This window comes from Bacillus sp. PK6-025 (assembly GCF_056530265.1).
Genome location: NZ_CP096509.1, coordinates 2,544,910 through 2,561,577 on the forward strand (window position 1 = coordinate 2,544,910; position 16,668 = coordinate 2,561,577).

The 16,668-nt window shown below is 48.0% G+C and carries 20 protein-coding genes and 2 pseudogenes; 13 read left to right on the forward strand and 9 right to left on the reverse strand.

What is annotated here, in order from left to right; translation table 11 throughout:
* Positions 1-46: 46 nt before the first annotated feature.
* The 4 genes and pseudogenes from mciZ to M1D67_RS13140 all read left to right on the forward strand — a co-directional run.
* A pseudogene (gene mciZ / locus M1D67_RS13125) lies at positions 47-163 on the forward strand (Z-ring formation inhibitor MciZ); the annotation flags it as partial.
* Between the two features lie 100 nt (positions 164-263).
* Entirely contained in the window at positions 264-869 is a 606-nt protein-coding gene (locus M1D67_RS13130) for a TetR/AcrR family transcriptional regulator (protein WP_145645572.1), read from the forward strand.
* A 5-nt stretch (positions 870-874) separates the two neighbouring features.
* Entirely contained in the window at positions 875-1,222 is a 348-nt protein-coding gene (locus M1D67_RS13135; protein ID WP_039072836.1) for a DoxX family protein, read from the forward strand.
* Positions 1,223-1,295: 73 nt separating this feature from the next.
* The gene (locus M1D67_RS13140) at positions 1,296-2,216 is read left to right on the forward strand and encodes an aldo/keto reductase (protein ID WP_039072813.1); all 921 of its coding nucleotides are present in this window, start codon (positions 1,296-1,298) and stop codon (positions 2,214-2,216) included.
* Positions 2,217-2,257: 41 nt separating this feature from the next.
* On the opposite strand, the gene M1D67_RS13145 is transcribed toward M1D67_RS13140, so the two are convergent.
* Positions 2,258-2,491 carry a YqkE family protein gene (locus tag M1D67_RS13145; protein ID WP_023855942.1) on the reverse strand — a complete coding sequence of 78 codons (234 nt, stop codon included), beginning with the start codon at positions 2,489-2,491 and terminating at the stop codon, positions 2,258-2,260.
* Positions 2,492-2,647: 156 nt separating this feature from the next.
* On the opposite strand from M1D67_RS13145, the gene M1D67_RS13150 reads away from it, so the two are divergent.
* Positions 2,648-3,577 carry an alpha/beta hydrolase gene (locus M1D67_RS13150; RefSeq protein ID WP_023855943.1) on the forward strand — a complete coding sequence of 310 codons (930 nt, stop codon included), beginning with the start codon at positions 2,648-2,650 and terminating at the stop codon, positions 3,575-3,577.
* Between the two features lie 22 nt (positions 3,578-3,599).
* On the opposite strand, the gene M1D67_RS13155 is transcribed toward M1D67_RS13150, so the two are convergent.
* Together M1D67_RS13155 and M1D67_RS13160 are read right to left on the reverse strand one after the other, a co-directional pair.
* Positions 3,600-3,839 (reverse strand): YqkC family protein, encoded by a 240-nt coding sequence (locus tag M1D67_RS13155; RefSeq protein ID WP_003183211.1) that lies wholly within the window; start codon positions 3,837-3,839, stop codon positions 3,600-3,602.
* A gap of 13 nt (positions 3,840-3,852) precedes the next feature.
* Positions 3,853-4,176, reverse strand: a complete 324-nt coding sequence (locus M1D67_RS13160) for an iron-sulfur cluster biosynthesis family protein (RefSeq protein WP_020452052.1) — start codon at positions 4,174-4,176, stop codon at positions 3,853-3,855.
* 109 nt (positions 4,177-4,285) lie between these two features.
* Here M1D67_RS13160 and M1D67_RS13165 point away from each other — a divergent pair.
* Positions 4,286-4,482 (forward strand): annotated as a pseudogene (locus M1D67_RS13165) (CDGSH iron-sulfur domain-containing protein).
* 15 nt (positions 4,483-4,497) lie between these two features.
* Here the strand turns inward: M1D67_RS13165 and M1D67_RS13170 are convergent.
* Positions 4,498-5,469 (reverse strand): bifunctional GNAT family N-acetyltransferase/GrpB family protein, encoded by a 972-nt coding sequence (locus M1D67_RS13170; protein WP_023855945.1) that lies wholly within the window; start codon positions 5,467-5,469, stop codon positions 4,498-4,500.
* Complete coding sequence (locus tag M1D67_RS13175) at positions 5,466-5,840, reverse strand: antibiotic biosynthesis monooxygenase family protein (RefSeq protein WP_223254782.1); 375 nt, start codon at positions 5,838-5,840, stop codon at positions 5,466-5,468. The genes M1D67_RS13170 and M1D67_RS13175 overlap by 4 nt, the downstream gene beginning before the upstream one ends.
* Positions 5,841-6,395: 555 nt before the next feature.
* Here M1D67_RS13175 and M1D67_RS13180 point away from each other — a divergent pair.
* Complete coding sequence (locus M1D67_RS13180; RefSeq protein ID WP_023855948.1) at positions 6,396-7,022, forward strand: esterase/lipase family protein; 627 nt, start codon at positions 6,396-6,398, stop codon at positions 7,020-7,022.
* Between the two features lie 149 nt (positions 7,023-7,171).
* On the opposite strand, the gene M1D67_RS13185 is transcribed toward M1D67_RS13180, so the two are convergent.
* Positions 7,172-7,384 (reverse strand): hypothetical protein, encoded by a 213-nt coding sequence (locus M1D67_RS13185; RefSeq protein WP_023855949.1) that lies wholly within the window; start codon positions 7,382-7,384, stop codon positions 7,172-7,174.
* A gap of 269 nt (positions 7,385-7,653) precedes the next feature.
* Between M1D67_RS13185 and nikA the strand changes: the two genes are divergently transcribed.
* From nikA to M1D67_RS13215, 6 genes are read left to right on the forward strand one after another with little or no spacing between them, the layout of a single operon-like run.
* Positions 7,654-9,183 (forward strand): nickel ABC transporter substrate-binding protein, encoded by a 1,530-nt coding sequence (gene nikA / locus M1D67_RS13190; protein WP_309539387.1) that lies wholly within the window; start codon positions 7,654-7,656, stop codon positions 9,181-9,183.
* Positions 9,180-10,121, forward strand: coding sequence for a nickel ABC transporter permease (gene nikB, locus M1D67_RS13195; RefSeq protein WP_020452058.1), 942 nt, complete (start codon positions 9,180-9,182; stop codon positions 10,119-10,121). The genes nikA and nikB overlap by 4 nt, the downstream gene beginning before the upstream one ends.
* On the forward strand, positions 10,118-10,948 hold the full coding sequence (gene nikC, locus M1D67_RS13200) for a nickel transporter permease (RefSeq protein WP_479831330.1): 831 nt from the start codon (positions 10,118-10,120) through the stop codon (positions 10,946-10,948). The genes nikB and nikC overlap by 4 nt, the downstream gene beginning before the upstream one ends.
* 1 nt (position 10,949) lies before the next feature.
* Positions 10,950-11,789: an ATP-binding cassette domain-containing protein gene (locus M1D67_RS13205; RefSeq protein WP_023855951.1), complete on the forward strand. Its 840-nt coding sequence runs from the start codon at positions 10,950-10,952 to the stop codon at positions 11,787-11,789.
* The gene (locus tag M1D67_RS13210) at positions 11,789-12,574 is read left to right on the forward strand and encodes an ABC transporter ATP-binding protein (protein WP_020452061.1); all 786 of its coding nucleotides are present in this window, start codon (positions 11,789-11,791) and stop codon (positions 12,572-12,574) included. The genes M1D67_RS13205 and M1D67_RS13210 overlap by 1 nt, the downstream gene beginning before the upstream one ends.
* Positions 12,575-12,589: 15 nt before the next feature.
* A complete protein-coding gene (locus tag M1D67_RS13215) occupies positions 12,590-13,918 on the forward strand; it encodes an MATE family efflux transporter (RefSeq protein WP_025811203.1) in 1,329 nt (442 codons plus the stop codon).
* A 50-nt stretch (positions 13,919-13,968) separates the two neighbouring features.
* On the opposite strand, the gene M1D67_RS13220 is transcribed toward M1D67_RS13215, so the two are convergent.
* The 3 genes from M1D67_RS13220 to M1D67_RS13230 all read right to left on the reverse strand — a co-directional run bounded on the left by M1D67_RS13220 (position 13,969) and on the right by M1D67_RS13230 (position 16,438).
* Positions 13,969-14,610 carry a FusB/FusC family EF-G-binding protein gene (locus M1D67_RS13220; protein ID WP_020452063.1) on the reverse strand — a complete coding sequence of 214 codons (642 nt, stop codon included), beginning with the start codon at positions 14,608-14,610 and terminating at the stop codon, positions 13,969-13,971.
* Positions 14,611-14,821: 211 nt separating this feature from the next.
* The gene (locus M1D67_RS13225) at positions 14,822-15,160 is read right to left on the reverse strand and encodes a YolD-like family protein (RefSeq protein WP_020452064.1); all 339 of its coding nucleotides are present in this window, start codon (positions 15,158-15,160) and stop codon (positions 14,822-14,824) included.
* 15 nt (positions 15,161-15,175) lie between these two features.
* Positions 15,176-16,438 carry a Y-family DNA polymerase gene (locus M1D67_RS13230; protein ID WP_195258087.1) on the reverse strand — a complete coding sequence of 421 codons (1,263 nt, stop codon included), beginning with the start codon at positions 16,436-16,438 and terminating at the stop codon, positions 15,176-15,178.
* Positions 16,439-16,668: the final 230 nt, after the last annotated feature.

A 16,668-nucleotide genomic window follows, 5' to 3' on the forward strand; every position in this document is an offset into this window, starting at 1 on the left:
TTTGATCCCATACATTTTATCATACACCATGGAAGGGGGACACGCCATGAAGGTCTACCGGCTGAACAACCGCATCGTCATGTCGGGGAAAGCATGGGAAATCCGCGCCAAGCTGAAGGAATACGGACGAATGTATCACTATGTGAAAGACTGGCTTTCTGAAAAAGAAAATCGCATGATTTTGATTGACATCAAGAAGGATCGCATGAAATAATACTTTTCAGTAACATTACTTGAAAGTATTATTTTGGAGGCGGATGGATGTGGGAAATGAAAAAGGACGCAAAGGTAAAGAAAGCCGGAAGCGGCTGCTCACAGTTGCTGCAAACGAATTTGCAAACCGGGGATTCCATGAGACGAAAGTAAGTACGATTGTCAAAAGAGCGGGGCTGACTCAGCCGTCTTTCTACTTATACTTTCCAAGCAAAGACGCCATCTATAACGAGCTGATCAATGGCTTTCACGCGAACTTAAAAAATCTGATCGAATCGTTTCGTTTAGAAGAAGGAATCGAGAAAAAACACGTATCAAAACGGGTAACGGCTGCTGTAGAGGCTGTATTTCGGTTTTTGGCAGAGGACCCGGATTTAACCCGCATCGGTTTTTTTCTCAGCCCGGAAGCATGCAAAATGAAAAAAGATTTAACACTGGCCTTGAAAGAAAACTTGAAAGCAGAGCAGGAGCTTGGCTACTTCCGGTCCGGCCTGGAAATGGAGACCGTTGCCGAATGCCTGACAGGCATGATTGAGCACCTTGCCGATATCTATTTGCTTGACGGATCAAAAGACCCCTCAAGTCTCGCAAAACAAATCACGGATCTTTTGATCCACGGGATGCTCGTTAATCCGCAACATCCAGAAACGGAGTGAACATGGTGGCATTTATTTTCGTAAAAGCAGGATTGGCGGCATTTATGCTGATCGGAGGCGTAATCAAGGCGATGCACGTTCCTTTTCAAGTGGAACATTGGCGCCATTATCAATACCCGCTGTGGTTTCTTCCAGTAACAGGGTTTCTTGAAATCGTCGGAGCGCTCGGCATGATCGCCGGGATTTGGAATGTGCATCTGGCTGTCGGCTCGGGGCTGTTGTTCTCCCTGCTTATGACAGGCGCCATTCATGCCCACCTATTCCGGGCGCGGCAGCCTTTTTTTACGGCCATCCCTGCCGCGGTTTGTTTGATTTGCGCCCTAAGCGTGATCATCTTCGAGCTGTACTTCTGATTCCGATGCCGATGGGTTGAAAACTTCGCTCCTTTGTATTACGTTCAAAGTAAGAAAAAAAGGAGTGAAGCTTATGAAAAAAAGGACGCTCGGACATTCCGATTTACAGGTGAGTGAAGTCGGCCTCGGCTGCATGTCTCTCGGAACAGACAAAAAGCACGCACTGTCAATTTTGGATGAAGCTTTGGCGTTTGGCATCAATTATTTGGATACTGCCGACTTGTACGATTTTGGACGCAACGAAGAGATTGTCGGTGAAGCAATCAAATCAAGGCGCCAAGACGTGATCCTTGCGACAAAAGCAGGAAACCGCTGGGAGGAAGGAAAACCGGGCTGGTTCTGGGATCCCCGGAAAGCGTACATAAAAGAAGCCGTCAAGCACAGCTTAAAGCGGCTGCAAACCGACTACATCGATCTTTATCAGCTGCACGGCGGCACAATTGAAGACAATATCGACGAAACGATCGAAGCTTTTGAAGAATTAAAACAGGAAGGCGTCATCCGCCATTACGGCATTTCTTCAATTCGGCCGAACGTCATTAAGGAATACATCAAAAAATCAAACATCGTCACGGTCATGATGCAATACAGCTTGTTGGACAGACGGCCTGAGGAATGGCTTTCTCTCCTTGAAGAACATGGAATCAGCGTGATTGCAAGAGGACCTTTGGCAAAAGGGATTCTGACAGAAAAACCTCTGTCAGATGCAAACGCCGCGATCAAGAAAAACGGCTATTTATCGTATTCCTACGATGAACTCGTTAAAACAAAAGCGGACATTGAAAAAACGGCGCCTGATTTATCCGCGACCGAAACCGCGATGAAGTATATTCTCGCCCAGCCGGCTGTCGGAGCGGTCATCCCCGGAGCGAGCAAAATCTCCCAGCTTCGGGAAAACGTTGAATCTGTCGGCGGACGCGGTCTGACAGAACAGGAAATCAAAGCACTCCGCTTTTATACAAAACGCGGCGTGTACACTGCACATCGCGAATAAAGCAATAAGAAAGCCCCGTCTCTTGATCAGACGGGGCTTTCTTACTTATACTTCTTCCAGTCGTCAATTCCGCTTTCGTTGAGGAGCTCTTCAAAGCTTTTATTTTTTTCCCTTTCTTGTCTTTCCTTGATGAGCCGCTCTTTCTCACGCTCTTTTCTTTTTTCGTCCTCCTCTTTCAATTCGCTCTTCATTTGCTGAAGTTTATCTTTCAAATCGTCGGCGAGCGCATCTTTCAGCAGCTGCCGGGCATTTGGGTCTTGTTTTTTCTTTCCCATATCCTGTCCTCCGTTCTCCCTGTTTGTGATGATAGTTTATCAGGAATCTAAAAGTTCAGGCAAGCCGTCACTCGGAGAGCCGTCTCTCTCGGCAAATGCCAATCGTTGTGTGGTATGATAAAGTGAGAAGCATTTAAGAAAGGAAGAATACATCAGATGTTGATTTGGCTGGCTGCTATCGGGGCGGTTTTGCTGTTTATTGCCGCGCTCGGAATCTATTTTACGAATCAAATCATGTACATTAAAAAACGGACAGACGAATACATTATCGAGCGGGAAACGGCTGACGGCCATTATGACGAAAAAGCTTTTGCCGCTCTCCCGAAAGAAGAAATCAACCTCCCTTCTTCTTACGGCTACAATATTAAAGGATACTACGTCCATCCGCACAAAACGAAAAACACCGTGATTATCTGCCACGGGGTGACGATGAATCTGTTGAATTCGATCAAATATATGAATCTGTTTCTTGATCTCGGCTGGAACGCCGTCATATATGACCACCGGAGGCACGGCACAAGCGGCGGAAAAACAACGAGCTACGGATATTATGAAAAAAACGATTTGAAAACGGTTGTCCATTGGCTTCGGGAAAAACACGGCGAACACGCGCTGATCGGCATTCACGGCGAATCGATGGGCGCTGTCACGACGCTTCTTTACGCGGGAATGGACGATGCCGACGCTGATTTTTACGTGGCCGACTGTCCGTTTGCCACATTTGAGGATCAGCTCGTTTACCGGCTGAAAGAAGATTTTCATCTTCCGGGAGCTTTCATTTTGCCGCTTGCCAGCCTCTTTTTGAGATGGCGGGACGGCTACCGCATCGGTGATGTCTCCCCTTTATCCGTCGTCGGGAAGATCAAAAAACCGGTGCTGTTCATTCACAGCAAACAAGACGACTATATCCCGCCTGAATCGAGCGAAATGCTTTACGAGAAGAAGCCGGGGGAGAAAAGGCTTTATATCGCTGAAAAAGGTGCGCACGCGATGAGCTATACCCAAAACAGAACCAGCTACAAAAACACGGTGCGGGACTTTCTTCAAGAGATCACAAATCGGCGTAAAGAAGGCGAACGAGCATAAGTCTCGTCCGCCTTCTTTTGTGCTACAAAATATCCGTAATGTCGCTCATATGATCGCCGATCCAAGAGATGGCCGTCTCAATTGTATCGAATTCCTTTGTTTCAAAAGTCATTTCATCCTGAAGAAGCCAGACATCCTTTTTGACGGACTCTGTCCCTCCGATTGACCAATGAAGGAGTGTATACGGATGATTTTGATGTAAAAAGGACGCCCATGTTTTATTTTGAGCGGTTTGTTTTAAAGATTTTACCTTTTGATTCAAATCGAACGCCACCCTATTTCACTAAAATACTCATTCTGGGAGAAAGCACCTGTGCCGGACTTTTCAGCATCAAGGCACCCGCTTTCTCATAATAGTCGATGGTCATCGCTTCATCAAAAAAGACTTTTTGCGATGACTGAATATAAATCGGAAGCCCGTTTGTCTCAAGGGGCTCGCAACTTCCCGATAATTCGTCCGTCAGCCACAGAACCGGCACGCCGCTGACCGCGCATCCGCAGCCCTCGGAATCATAGCGAAGCTGGATCTTTTTATCAGGATAAGGCTCTGTTGCCCGTTGAATGGCTTGTTTTGCCTGTGCAGTGATTTCAAGCTGCATGATATCATCCTTCTCTATTTCGTTTACGGACATTGTACCACAGGAGCGGGAAAAAGCGCATCGTTTCCGACTGTCAGGCATAAATATGAAGGGATTCGGAGGTGGAATGATGCCCAAAAAAGTGCAGATTAAAGTGATGGACAACGGCGGTTTCCGGGTCACGGGAGACGTCGAACTGATCGATATGGAAGGAAACCCGTTCCCTGAAAAACCCGCTTTTTGCTCTGCAGATGCGGAAAATCGCTGAAAATGCCTTACTGTGACGGAAGCCACAAAGGAACGTTTGAATCTTGTGTCAGAGCCTGAAACAGGAGGGGGGCTTTACCTGTCCTCCCCTCCCTTTTCCCATTGTTCAGCCAAGTGCTCAGTCTCTTTTATCCAGCCGTTTTTGCCGTCAACATAGCCTGCCATGTCAAGCGGAAACATCTCCGCCAGCTTCATCTTCAGAGCAGCATATTCTTCGGCCCGCTCCGGATGCGAGATTAAATAATCCCGAAACGCGAGATGCCGCCTGATATCGGGATGCCCGCTTTCATACAGATGGACATGGTGTGTACGCTTCCGTCCTCCTTTTTGAAAGAACCTTCTCCCCGGAATTCCGTTTTCCCCCTTCGATTCATAGCCGAGCATTTTCATCCCCTTTTCGAAGCGGGCTGCGGAGCCGAGATCGTTTACTTCGATCAGGATATCAATGACAGGCTTGGCGCTCATCCCCGGAATTGACGTGCTTCCAATGTGGTGAATATGCAAGACTTCATTCTGGAAAAGCGCTTCAAGCTGCTTTTTTTCTTTGAAAAATTCGCCCTTCCACTCCTCTTGATAGGAGACGACTTTAACCTTTCTCGGCGCATTCAGCGTCAGTCTTGAAAGAACAATTCCTTTTTCAGGTTCATACTGCTCAATCTCGGAAAATCCCAATTTCTGATATAGCGCTTTTGCCGGTTCATTCTCCGCTCCCGTCGTCACTTCAAACGCTTCGGCTTCCTTCTCCATCAATAGATAACGAAGCAATGCCATCGCAATCCCTTTTCGAAAATGGACGGGATGAACGGCCAGCCTGCAGATCGTCAGCTTTTCGGCTGTATGTATAAAGGAAGCGATTCCGGCTAATTCTCCTCCCTCAAACCAGCCGATGAAAGTTTCACGGGAATCCATCACATCAAAAGCTGTTTCATTCAGCTGCGGAATGCCCTGAAATTGAATAATCTCCGCTTCTTTTTCATAAGCCGGCCTTTGAACATTTACAATGCAGCGGGCCGTGTGCGGGTCTTTATGATTTAACAATTGAATCATTGCATTTCCTCCCCGCCGGTGCCATCTGACGGGGGCCGGCCGGGCCGCTCCGAAATCCTTGCGGCTTCAACTTTTGCAACCCGCACTGCAAAGTCAGAATACCATTTTGTTCGGCCTTTTTCCTTCGCCTGCCGGTGTTCGCTGTGAAACTTCCATTTTTCAATCGCCTCAAGGCTTTCCCAATAGGAAACCGTTATTCCTTTTCCGTTCATGTCCCTTGCGCTTTCTGCTCCTAAAAAGCCTGGCTGTGCTGCGGCAAGCTTTAGCATGTTCGCAGCCGTCTCTTTGTAGCCATGATCCCCGTTCGTTCTGACCGATGTGAAAATCACTGCGTAATACGGCGGCTCCGGCGTTTTTGAAATCATGTTCATCCCCCTTTGGTAAACAGGACTTGATCCTGATCCGGTCTGTCATCATTCGAAACGTCTTTTTTTACGAAAATCCCGTTTTCCGCTGATAAGCAATCAACACTTTGTTGATATGCAGCGGACCGCTTTGCAGTCGGAAAAAAACTGCACATGAGAGCACAGGCACATTGTTTTCAATGCCCATGTTTTCATCAAAATCTAACCTCTCCTTTCAACATTATACCTGACCATCGGCACAAATGTTCTGCAACTAATCAATGGATATGCTTCCTTATTATACCGTTTCCCGCTCCCAATTTACCATTTTAATACGTCAGTAGATGAATGGGAGTAAATTCTTAGTTCTAATTCAACAGCACAAATCGATTTGCCATCTCCCTGAAAAGCTTCACTCACCTTGCCCCATAGGATACCGGCGCGCCCAGCGGCAAAAAACCGTTTCATATACTGCTCTTTTTCCGAGTGTAAAAAATAGATAAATTTACACTTCGTTTTCATATGTTCGTTTTATAGAATTGTCGTTGTTGTGAACTTATTACTTTTTTAGGAGGAGAAACAATGCGTCGCCATTCATTTTTATCTATTCTATTGATTTGCATGCTGTCTGTTGTGTCCGTATTTTCATGCCGGCCTTCAACAGCTTCCGCCGCTTCCCACAATCCGGTCGTCATGGTTCACGGCATCGGCGGAGCCAATTATAACTTCATCGGCATTAAATCGTATTTACAATCTCAAGGCTGGACAAGCAGTGAGCTTTACGCCATCAACTTTATCGATAAAACAGGAAATAATAAAATTAATGCGCCGACATTATCCGAATACATCAAGCATGTGCTGAATCAAACAGGAGCATCAAAAGTCGATATTGTCGCCCACAGCATGGGCGGGGCCAATACGCTCTATTATATTAAAAATCTGGACGGAGCAGATAAAGTCGGACATGTCGTTACCCTTGGGGGTGCTAACCGGCTGGTTACAAACACGGCGCCTCAGGGAATCGCTCCGAATGACAAAATCTCATACACTTCGATTTACAGCACAAGCGACTATATCGTCTTAAACAGCCTCTCCAAACTTGGTGGTGCAAACAATGTGCAAATCTCAGGCGTAAGCCATGTCGGCCTTTTGTTCAGCAGCAAAGTGAATGCCTTGATTAAAGACGGGCTGACCGTCAACGGGAAGTAAAAGTGAAGGAACCTTGAAGAGCTAAATTTCTTCAAGGCTCCTCCTCATTTATCGGGACTGTCTTCCCGCCCGGCAAAAATAAAAAGGACTCTAAATAAACGCCATTTCCGATCGTTCATTCAGTGTCCGTCAACCCCGTCGATATATGATTATTCCACAATGATTTCAAAGACTCTTTGTTCGAGATTGTATTTAGCGTCTTGGAATGTAAATTTATAATCATCTGCGTCGGCATCAGGTGAAAGCCAAGCTCCGTATTTTCTGATCGTCTGGACGATGCTTTCGAGTTCAGCAGGAGTGAAGTCACCTATGTCTGTGCCTTCGGTTTCAGCGGTATGGCGTATTTTTACTGTAATCATCATCGCTTTATGGCTCCTTTCACTTGCTGTTTGAACATCTTATTAACAGCATATTTTTTTCCCCTGTAAATCGTTCCATTAACTCCCTTGTTTCAAATTATTCGGGCTTTCTTTTTTGCAGACCTATTTTATATGGAAAAGCTGGCCGGGCTCCGAAAAATTTGTCCCCGCACTTTCGTCAAACACGAACAAACATTCCTTTACAACAAAGGAAATATCCCCTATGATAATGAAGGTAAATCGAAATCATTACTACTTGGGGGTATTAACCGATGGCTTACATAGCAAAACGCATGATCATACCGATTGTTTTTCTCTTCATTCTCGCTTCCTGCTCCGCCGGAGGCGCTGACTCAGCGAAAGGAGATGAGAAGAAACTCACCTTTCTTTTCAATATTCCAAGTCAAACCCTTGACCCGAATCTCGATGTCAATTATACGGCTGTCCGCGCCGGCATCAGCGAAACGCTCGTCAAAATCAGCGCTGACCTTTCCATCGAACCTTGGCTTGCCAAGGATTGGGAAAGTAAAGACGGACAAACATGGGTCTTCACCCTTAAAGACAATCTGACGTTTCAAAATGGCAAAAAAGCGGATGCCAAAGCGGTAAAAGCGTCTTTAGAACGGACGATACGCGAGAGCAAAGCGATGAATAACGCCTTAAAAATTAAAGAAATCAAAGCTGCAGGACAAACATTGACGATTACAACAAAGGAGCCTTTTCCCGAATTCCCTTCAGAATTGGTTCATCCAAACACATCGATCATTGACGTCAGCGCAGCAAACATTTCTCAACAGCCCGTTGGGACGGGCCCTTTTCAAGTTTCCTCTTTTGAGGCCGGCCATAAAATAGAGTTAGAACGGTATGACGATTATTGGGACGGCAAACCGAAGCTGAAGCACGTCACATTTTCGTTTAATGAAGACGCAAACGCCCGCGTCATGGCTCTCCAATCAAAAGATGCCGACATTATTTACAGACCGAGCGTGGAGGATATTGACCAAATTCAAAAAGATTCATCGATTACCGTTAATTCGGTGCCGAGCTTGCGCGTTCACCAGATTCTCTACAATACAAAGAAGGATCATTTCGCTGACCGTCACCTGCGCCGCGCCTTCGACGCATTACTGGACCGCAAAGAAATCGCTGAAAGCATTTTGAACGGGCATGCTCAGCCGGCAGACGGACCTTTCTTAGCGGATTTCCCGTTTTCCGCCGGTACGGTTCAAAAGCCGAGCGGACTGGAAGCGGCAAAAGCTGAGCTGAAAAAAGCCGGCTACGAGCTTGAAAACGGCAAAGCCGTGAAGGACGGAAAAGCCTTATCTTTTACACTGCTAACCTATCAGTCTCGTCCGGAATTGCCTTTAATCGCACAAATTCTTGAATCAAATGCGAAGGAACTGGGCATTTCGATTAAGATTCAACAAGTCGAAAATATCGATGAGTATTTGGCGAAGAACGATGATTGGGATTTGGCGACATACAGCTCGATGACCGCGCCCAGAGGCGATGCCGGCTATTTGCTGAACACCGCCTATATGCCGAATGGCGCTTTAAACTACAGCGGCATCGAAAATCAAACCTTGATCAAATGGATTGAGAAATTCAACCGCACAATCGACAAAGAGAAGCGGGACCGCCTTGCTAAAAAAGCAGCTGAATTGATCGAGAAGGAGACATTGAACTCTTTTATCGTCACTCCCGAAAACATCACGGCATACCGAGACGGTGTATTAAATTGGGAAACGAGCAAAAGTGAGTATTATATGCTGACGAAAGATTTGGATGTGAAAACGAAATGAAGCAGATCGCTAAGCGGCTGTTTGAACTGGTTCTATTCTTATTCCTGCTTTCGTTTATCAGCTTTGTATTTATGAAAGCGGCTCCCGGTGATCCGGTGAAACAGATGCTTCGCGTAGATGATGTAGCGGTAACAGACGAGCAGATCGAGGCATTCAAAGAGGAGCTCGGTTTGGACAAACCGGTTTATATTCAATATTGGAACTGGTTTAAACGCTTTTTCCAATTTGATTTGGGAAAATCCTATACAACACACGAACCCGTCATCGACGAGCTCAGCCGGAAATTCCCGGCGACATTGCTTCTGACCGGCGCATCGCTTCTCGTCATGCTGCTGATCGCCGTGCCGGTCGGAACGCTTTCCGCTTTATACCGGGATCGGTGGATCGATCATCTCGGCCGCTTGCTCGCTTTAGTGGGAGCCGCGCTCCCAAGCTTTTGGCTCGGATTGATACTGATCGATCTCTTCTCCGTCAGGCTGAATTGGCTGCCGTCGATGGGAGCCGGAACGTTTAAACATTTGATTCTCCCCTCTCTCACGCTCGGGATCGCGATGTCGGGCGTTTATGTCCGCCTTGTACGGTCAAGCTTGATCGAAAGCCTTGGTCAGGATTTCATCAGATCAGCCAGGGCGCGCGGTATCAGCGAGGCGAGAATTTTCTTCTTTCACGCGTTTCGCCACTGTCTTGTCCCTGTCATCACGATATTCGGGGTCAGCCTCGGCAGCCTGCTCGGCGGCACGGTGATTATTGAAGTCCTGTTTGCATATCCCGGCGTCGGCAAGCTTGTCGTTGACGCCATCGTTCAGCGTGATTATCCGATCATTCAGGGGTACATTCTTTTCATGGGGATCACGGTTGTCCTGATCAATCTTTTGGTCGACCTCTCCTATCGGTACCTCAATCCGGAAATTCGCTTAAAGGAGGCTGGACGCCGATGAGAAAAAACGTCAAACTTATATTCCGAACCAAAATAGGACTGTGGTTCGTGCTGCTGTTTTCCGCGGCGCTGTTCACCGTTCCCTTCTTTTTGCCGTTCGATCCGCTCCGCACAGATATGGCCAACCGTCTCCAGCCGATCAGCTTGCAGCACTGGCTCGGGACAGACCATTTGGGCAGAGATATATTTTCCCGAATGATCGCCGGTGCGAAAGCGACGGTCGGCACCGCCTTGGCCGCGATTCTGATCTCCGTTTTCATAGGCGTTCCCGTCGGGCTTGTCTCCGGCTTTTTCGGCGGACGGCTGGATCGGATGATCATGAGAATCGTTGACGCGGTCATGGCGTTTCCGGACTATATTGTCGCGATTGTTTTAAGCGGTTTGCTTGGCCCCGGTCTGATGAACTTAATATTGGCCGTCGTCGCTGTCAAATGGGTCGGCTATGCAAGGCTGGTCCGCAGCACGGTGTTTTCGGAAAAACAAAAAGATTACATCGCCTTGGCCGAGCTGACGGGCTTAGGCTCCGGGGCGATTTTAAAAAAGCACTTGCTGCCCCATGTTCTCGGCAACGTTTCCGTACTTGCGACACTTGATATCGGAAAAACGGTGTTAATGATTGCTGCCCTGTCCTATATCGGACTGGGTGCTCAGCCTCCATACCCGGAATGGGGCGCCATGCTGAATGACGGAAAACATTACTTTTTGCATGCGCCTCAGCTTATGGTGATTCCCGGTCTTGCGATCATGTTCATCGTTCTGTTGTCCAACCTGTACGGTGATCGTTTAAGGGACAGGTTTGACGTTAAACACAAGAAAGGAGTTTCTTAGCATGCCGATGTTATCCATTGAGGGCTTATCAATCAGCTCCCGACAGCACACCATTGTCAAAAATGCCTCCTTCTCGATCCATGAAGGGGAATGGTTCGCGCTGCTCGGGGAAAGCGGCAGCGGAAAAAGCCTGACCGCTTCGGCCATAGCCGGGCTGCTTCCGGACGGACTAACGGTGTCCGGCGGAGATGTGATATTTGAGGGCCGCCAGATGCTTCAAGCCGGCCGCAAAGCGCTCCGACGCATGCGCGGAAAGGATATCGCCTGTATTTTTCAGGACTGTCACGGAGCATTCACCCCTTTTATACGGATCGGCAAACAAATTGACGAAATGGTCAAAACGCATACCGATTGGTCTAAAAACAAGCGAAGAGAAGCGATTCTCCGCGCTTTTCGGGAGGTTTCTCTGCCGGAAAACAGAGTATATGAAAGCTACCCGTTTCAATTGAGCGGCGGGCAGCTCCAAAGGGCCGCGATCGCTCAAGCGATGGTGCTCCGCCCGAAGCTTCTCATCGCAGACGAACCGACAACGGCTTTAGACAGCATCACGGCCGCGGACGTCTTGCAACAGCTCACCGTGATGCGCGCCAAAACAAACTGCGCCATCCTTTTTATCACTCATGACCTCCGGCTTGTCAAAAGGTACGCCGATCAAACCGCTGTCATGCAAAACGGAGAAATCGTCGAAAGCGGCTTAACCGCTGATTTAATCAGACAACCGGCACATGAATGTACAAGACGTTTATTCGCAGCCGTCCCGCCGCTGAAAAATCCTCCGCCGAGGCTGACAGCCGCGCCTGAAACAAAGGAAGCGGCGCTGGCGGGAACAGGAGGTGCGTGATGACCCATTCAGCAGAAACCGTTCTTTTTGTCAGCAATCTGACAAAACATTACGCTTGCGGCCACAAAGCCGTTGACAATGTATCGTTCTCCATTCGAAAAGGCGAATGCCTCGGGCTCGCCGGCGAGAGCGGCAGCGGGAAAAGCACCCTCGCGCGCTGCCTTCTCCTGCTCGAAAAAATCGATCACGGAGAGATTCGGCTTCATCAACATCCGCTTCCCGGCATAAACAAAAAAGAGACCCGAAGACTGCGCCGAAAGCTGCAGGCTGTTTTTCAAAATCCGGCCGCATCATTGAATCCAAAGCTCAATATTATCGATTCAGTTATGGAGCCGCTTGATGTTTCCAAACAAGACATACCGCCATTTTTAAAGGACTTCCAAGGCAGCCGCCGTCTGACGGCTGAGCGTCTGTTCTCAATGGTCGGCCTTCCCTCGAGCCTCCTTGACCGCTATCCGCATGAATTAAGCGGCGGGCAGCTCCAAAGGGCCTTAATCGCCAGAGCCATCAGCACTCACCCGTCTTTAATCATCTTTGATGAGCCTACGGCAAGCCTGGATGTCACCAGTCAGGCGAAGATCCTCGACCTCCTCAAAGATTTGCAGGATGATATGGGGCTTTCCTATTTGTTTATTTCCCATGATCTGGCCGCTGTCCACTTTATGAGCCATCGCATCATGGTCATGAAAGACGGGCAGATTGCCGATCAATTTAAAAAAGAAGAGCTTTTTTCTGCCGAAAGGCACCCATATGCCAAAAAGCTGCTTCAGGTGTTTGAATCCTAAGGGGGGTCATAAGAGATGAATCACAGACATTATCTAGCACTCGCCGTTCCGCTGATCATTTCAACGATCACCACTCCTTTGCTGGGGGCGGTCGATACGGCGGTAGCCGGGCAGCTTTCCTCCCCTGCTTACATCGGCGGTGTTGCAGTCGGAACGATGATTTTTAATACGATGTATTGGCTCCTCGGCTTTTTGCGGGTGAGCACATCGGGGTTCGCTGCTCAGTCGCTCGGCTCCCAAAACAGATCAGAGAGCGTTTTGGCTCTTGCCCGGCCTGTTTGCATCGCGGTTTTTGCCGGACTGATGTTCATTCTCTTGCAAAAACCGCTTGAATACGCAGCGCTGACGCTGATACAGCCTGACCGCCATACCGCTGAATTCGCCTCGCAGTATTTTTCGCTGAGGATTTGGGGCGCTCCATTTGCTTTAATCAGCTATTGCATTCTCGGCTGGCTGATGGGAATGTCCCTTATCAAAGTGACATTGCTTTTGCAGATTTCGATGAACGTCTTGAATATCGTGCTTGACATCGTTTTTGTCTACGTCTTTCACATGGAAGTATACGGCATCGCTCTAGCCACTTTGATTGCGGAAGTGACGGGCTGCCTGATCGGCTGCTGGCTTGTGAAAACGAATGCCGCCATGCGGTTTAAGCTGCCGTCCGTCAAGGTTTTGTTCGACCCGAAACCGTTTAAAAAAATGATGGTTGTCAACCGCGATCTATTGATTCGGACATTGTGCCTTTTAACGGTTTTTAATTTGTTTACGGCTAAAGGAGCCGGCTTCGGCGCTGAAGTTTTGGCCGCAAATGCGATCTTAATTCAAATTCATTATATGATGGCTTATGTGTTTGACGGATTTGCCAATGCATCGAGCATTTTTGCCGGGAAAGCCGTTGGAAGAATGGATCGGGAACTTTATTCCCGTACGCTTTCCCTTTCGATCCAGTGGTCGCTGATCTCGGCCGCGCTGCTTTCAGTCGGCTACTTTCTTTTGAAAGGTGTAATCCTTCCCTTGTTTACACCGCTTGAAAGCGTTTTGGAAGCAGCGAAAACCTACGATATTTGGATCGCTCTCTTTCCTTTGGCCGCAAGTTTCGGACTCGTTTTTTACGGGATTTTTACAGGAGCGACTGAAATAGGCCCGGTCAGAAATTCAATGTTCTTGGCTGTTCTCGTCTTCCTGGCCGCCTTTTTTACCGCTGTGCCCGCTTTCGGAAACCATGGGCTGTGGCTCGCTTTTCTTTTATTCAGCCTTGGACGTTCCGTATTCTTATGTATGGCTGTTCCCGGGCTGACCACCCGTCTCTTCGGAGAGCGAAGTGCTGCGAAAGAGGCAGGCTAAAAGCCAAATCATAAAACCCCCCGGCTAAAGCTTAGCCGGGGGGTTCTCGTTTATTCTTTCGTTAATTGTGCGACGAAATGGTTCAGATGATCCAGCGTCATCACATTTTGATTGCATGTTTCACTGTCACAGCAAATATAATTGCCTCTGTCTGTATAGGTTTCTTTCCCGCTTTTCACCCGGGCCATGAACAGTCCGATCTCTTCGGTCCTGTTGCATATCGCGCAGATTCCTTTTTTATTGCTGGATTTGATGGTGCCGTGTATTCCGGTCAGCTTTCCGCCGGCATCCACAATCATGTACTTTCTGCCTGATCCTGCATCATTCCATCCCAGGTAGGAATATCCGCTGAAATCCATCTGTTCAAAATCGGGCGTCTTTAACTTCTTCACTTTAGAAAATAGCTTTTTAGCGGTTTTTACTGTTATACGCTGAAATGGAATGACATGAGGCTTTAATTCGGCTAAAAAGCGCATCGCTTCACCGCTGTCTTCCACTTCTGCCATCTTCTGCAGCAAAGACTTTTGATCGCTGCTGAGATCAGGAAACAGGTTGAACACTTGATCGAGCGCATTGCATTTCAAAGCGTCAAGTACGTTTTCGTCATTGATGTTCGCATGTCCCTGAACAAGGCTGTCCGTTTGAAACTTAATAAAATTATATTGGTCATTTCTGATAAAAGGTGTCTTCATTTCTGCCAGCTCCTTATTTATGGATCTATATTTAAAAATAAGGTGCAAAGCCGGATGATCAGAAATGATACCTTGCTTTTTTTAGGCGATTTGTTGATAACCCCGCCTCATGCAAAGTATCGCCTTTCAAGATAACAGGCTTTGCATGAGGCGCTGCAGTCGGCAAATGAATGTCATTTACCATTTTATCCACCTCCGAATACTGATTCTATTATAAACGACAATCGTATTCAATCTCAATGATATCCTCCATCTTTAAAATGCATATTTCATCCGCCCGGCTTACGATCCGCAGCTCCCTTTTCAGGGCGTCGGCATAGTGAATCCGGCCGGCCAGCGTTTTCACTTCCCCCTGCCGATAATAGGCAAATTGCAACATTCTGTTTTCTGCCATCGCTTCACAAATGATTTCATTAAATTCTTCATATTTTTGTTCATCCAGGATCGGTTTTTTGAGTTTTTGAAGGCTTTCATGATATTCCCTGAGCAATTCCACGTGCTCAGGCAGCATCATGGAAACCCATTTGATACTGCCTCTGTCGCGAAGCATAAATGATTCTCCTTTCTATGCCTGATGGCCTCCGACCAATTTTGACCGCAGCCGGGCCGTCCCGGCGTTTGTATAGGAAACAGCCCGCAAAAGCGCTGTTGATCCGTGCCGTTCTCTGATGCCGTCCATCACGTACCCGAGCTGCCGCTTCTTTTCCTGATCGGGACGAAAAAGATCAAGCTGCATATTGGTGTCGTCTTGAATATTGGAAAAAGAGACGGAAATTTTCCGAACCGTTTTGCCGGCATAAAACCGCTCGAACAATGCCAGACATGTATGGTAGAGATCAAGGGTGACATTTGAAGGGCTTTCCATTGTTTTTGAACGGTAAAACCCGCCGCCAAGCTCATCGCGGCTGTATTCGACGCCAAGACTGACGGTCCGGCCGGCCTGGCGGTGGGCGCGCGCCCTTTTGGCTACTTCTTCACACATTTCAAGAATGACATGCTTGACTTCCTCCGGATTCGGATAATCGCGAAGCAAAATCTGGCTTTTTCCATAGCTGACCTGCCCCTCCAAGAGCGGCGCTCCGATCGCTGAAAGGTCGATGCCCCAAGCGTGATAATAGAGCTGGTTTCCCATCACCCCGAATGTTTTCTCAAGCCGCTTGAGATCATAGTGAGCCAGCTGACCGACTGTAAAAATCCCCATCCGGTTTAACGTCTTTTCCAGCCTGGAGCCGATTCCCCACATGCGGCGCAGCGGAGACAGCGGCCACAGCTTCGTTTTCACGTCTTCGTAGCCCCAAACGGCCACTCCGTCTGCTGATTTTTTCGCTTCAAGGTCAAGGCACAGCTTTGCCATCAGCAGATTCGGTCCGATTCCGACAGCACAGGGAAGGCCAAACTCCCTTTCCATATCATCTTGAATTTTCATCGCAATCGTTCGGGCGTCTCCCCACATGCTCTCAACACCGTCCACCTGAATAAAGCTTTCATCCACGCTGTACGTATGAATGGCATCAGGCGGCACATAGCGGCAGAACAGCCGGGTGAGCTCTGTAGAAACACGGACAAACAGCCCCATCTTTGGATTGACCAGCTTGATGCGCGGATCATCCGGCAGCTGATAAAGCCTTGTTCCCGTTTGCACGCCGAACTCTCTTTTCAGAGCCGGAGAAGCAGCGAGAACGATGCTCCCCTGCCGCTCCGTGTTTCCGACAACCGCCAGCAGGCAAGTCATCGGATCAAGTCCGAGCAGGACTGCGGCACAGCTTGCATAAAAGCTCCGCATATCAACGCACAAAACCGAACGCGACGGATATTGACCGTAATCCATCTCTCTCCCTCCAAAAAGAACTGATGTTCGCACAATTAGTGTATGAATACTATACTCCGAATATACGTTCGATTTCCAGGCGTAATTTTATCCAAAGAAAATCCTGGCTGAAAGCAACAAAAAACACCTTCTTTGGAAAGAAGGTGACATGGCGGATCATTCCAGTTCGGAATGCTGCCGCATCCGGTTTAATGGCTCAAATTGAAAGCTCCCTTGAGAACCTCGTTTTT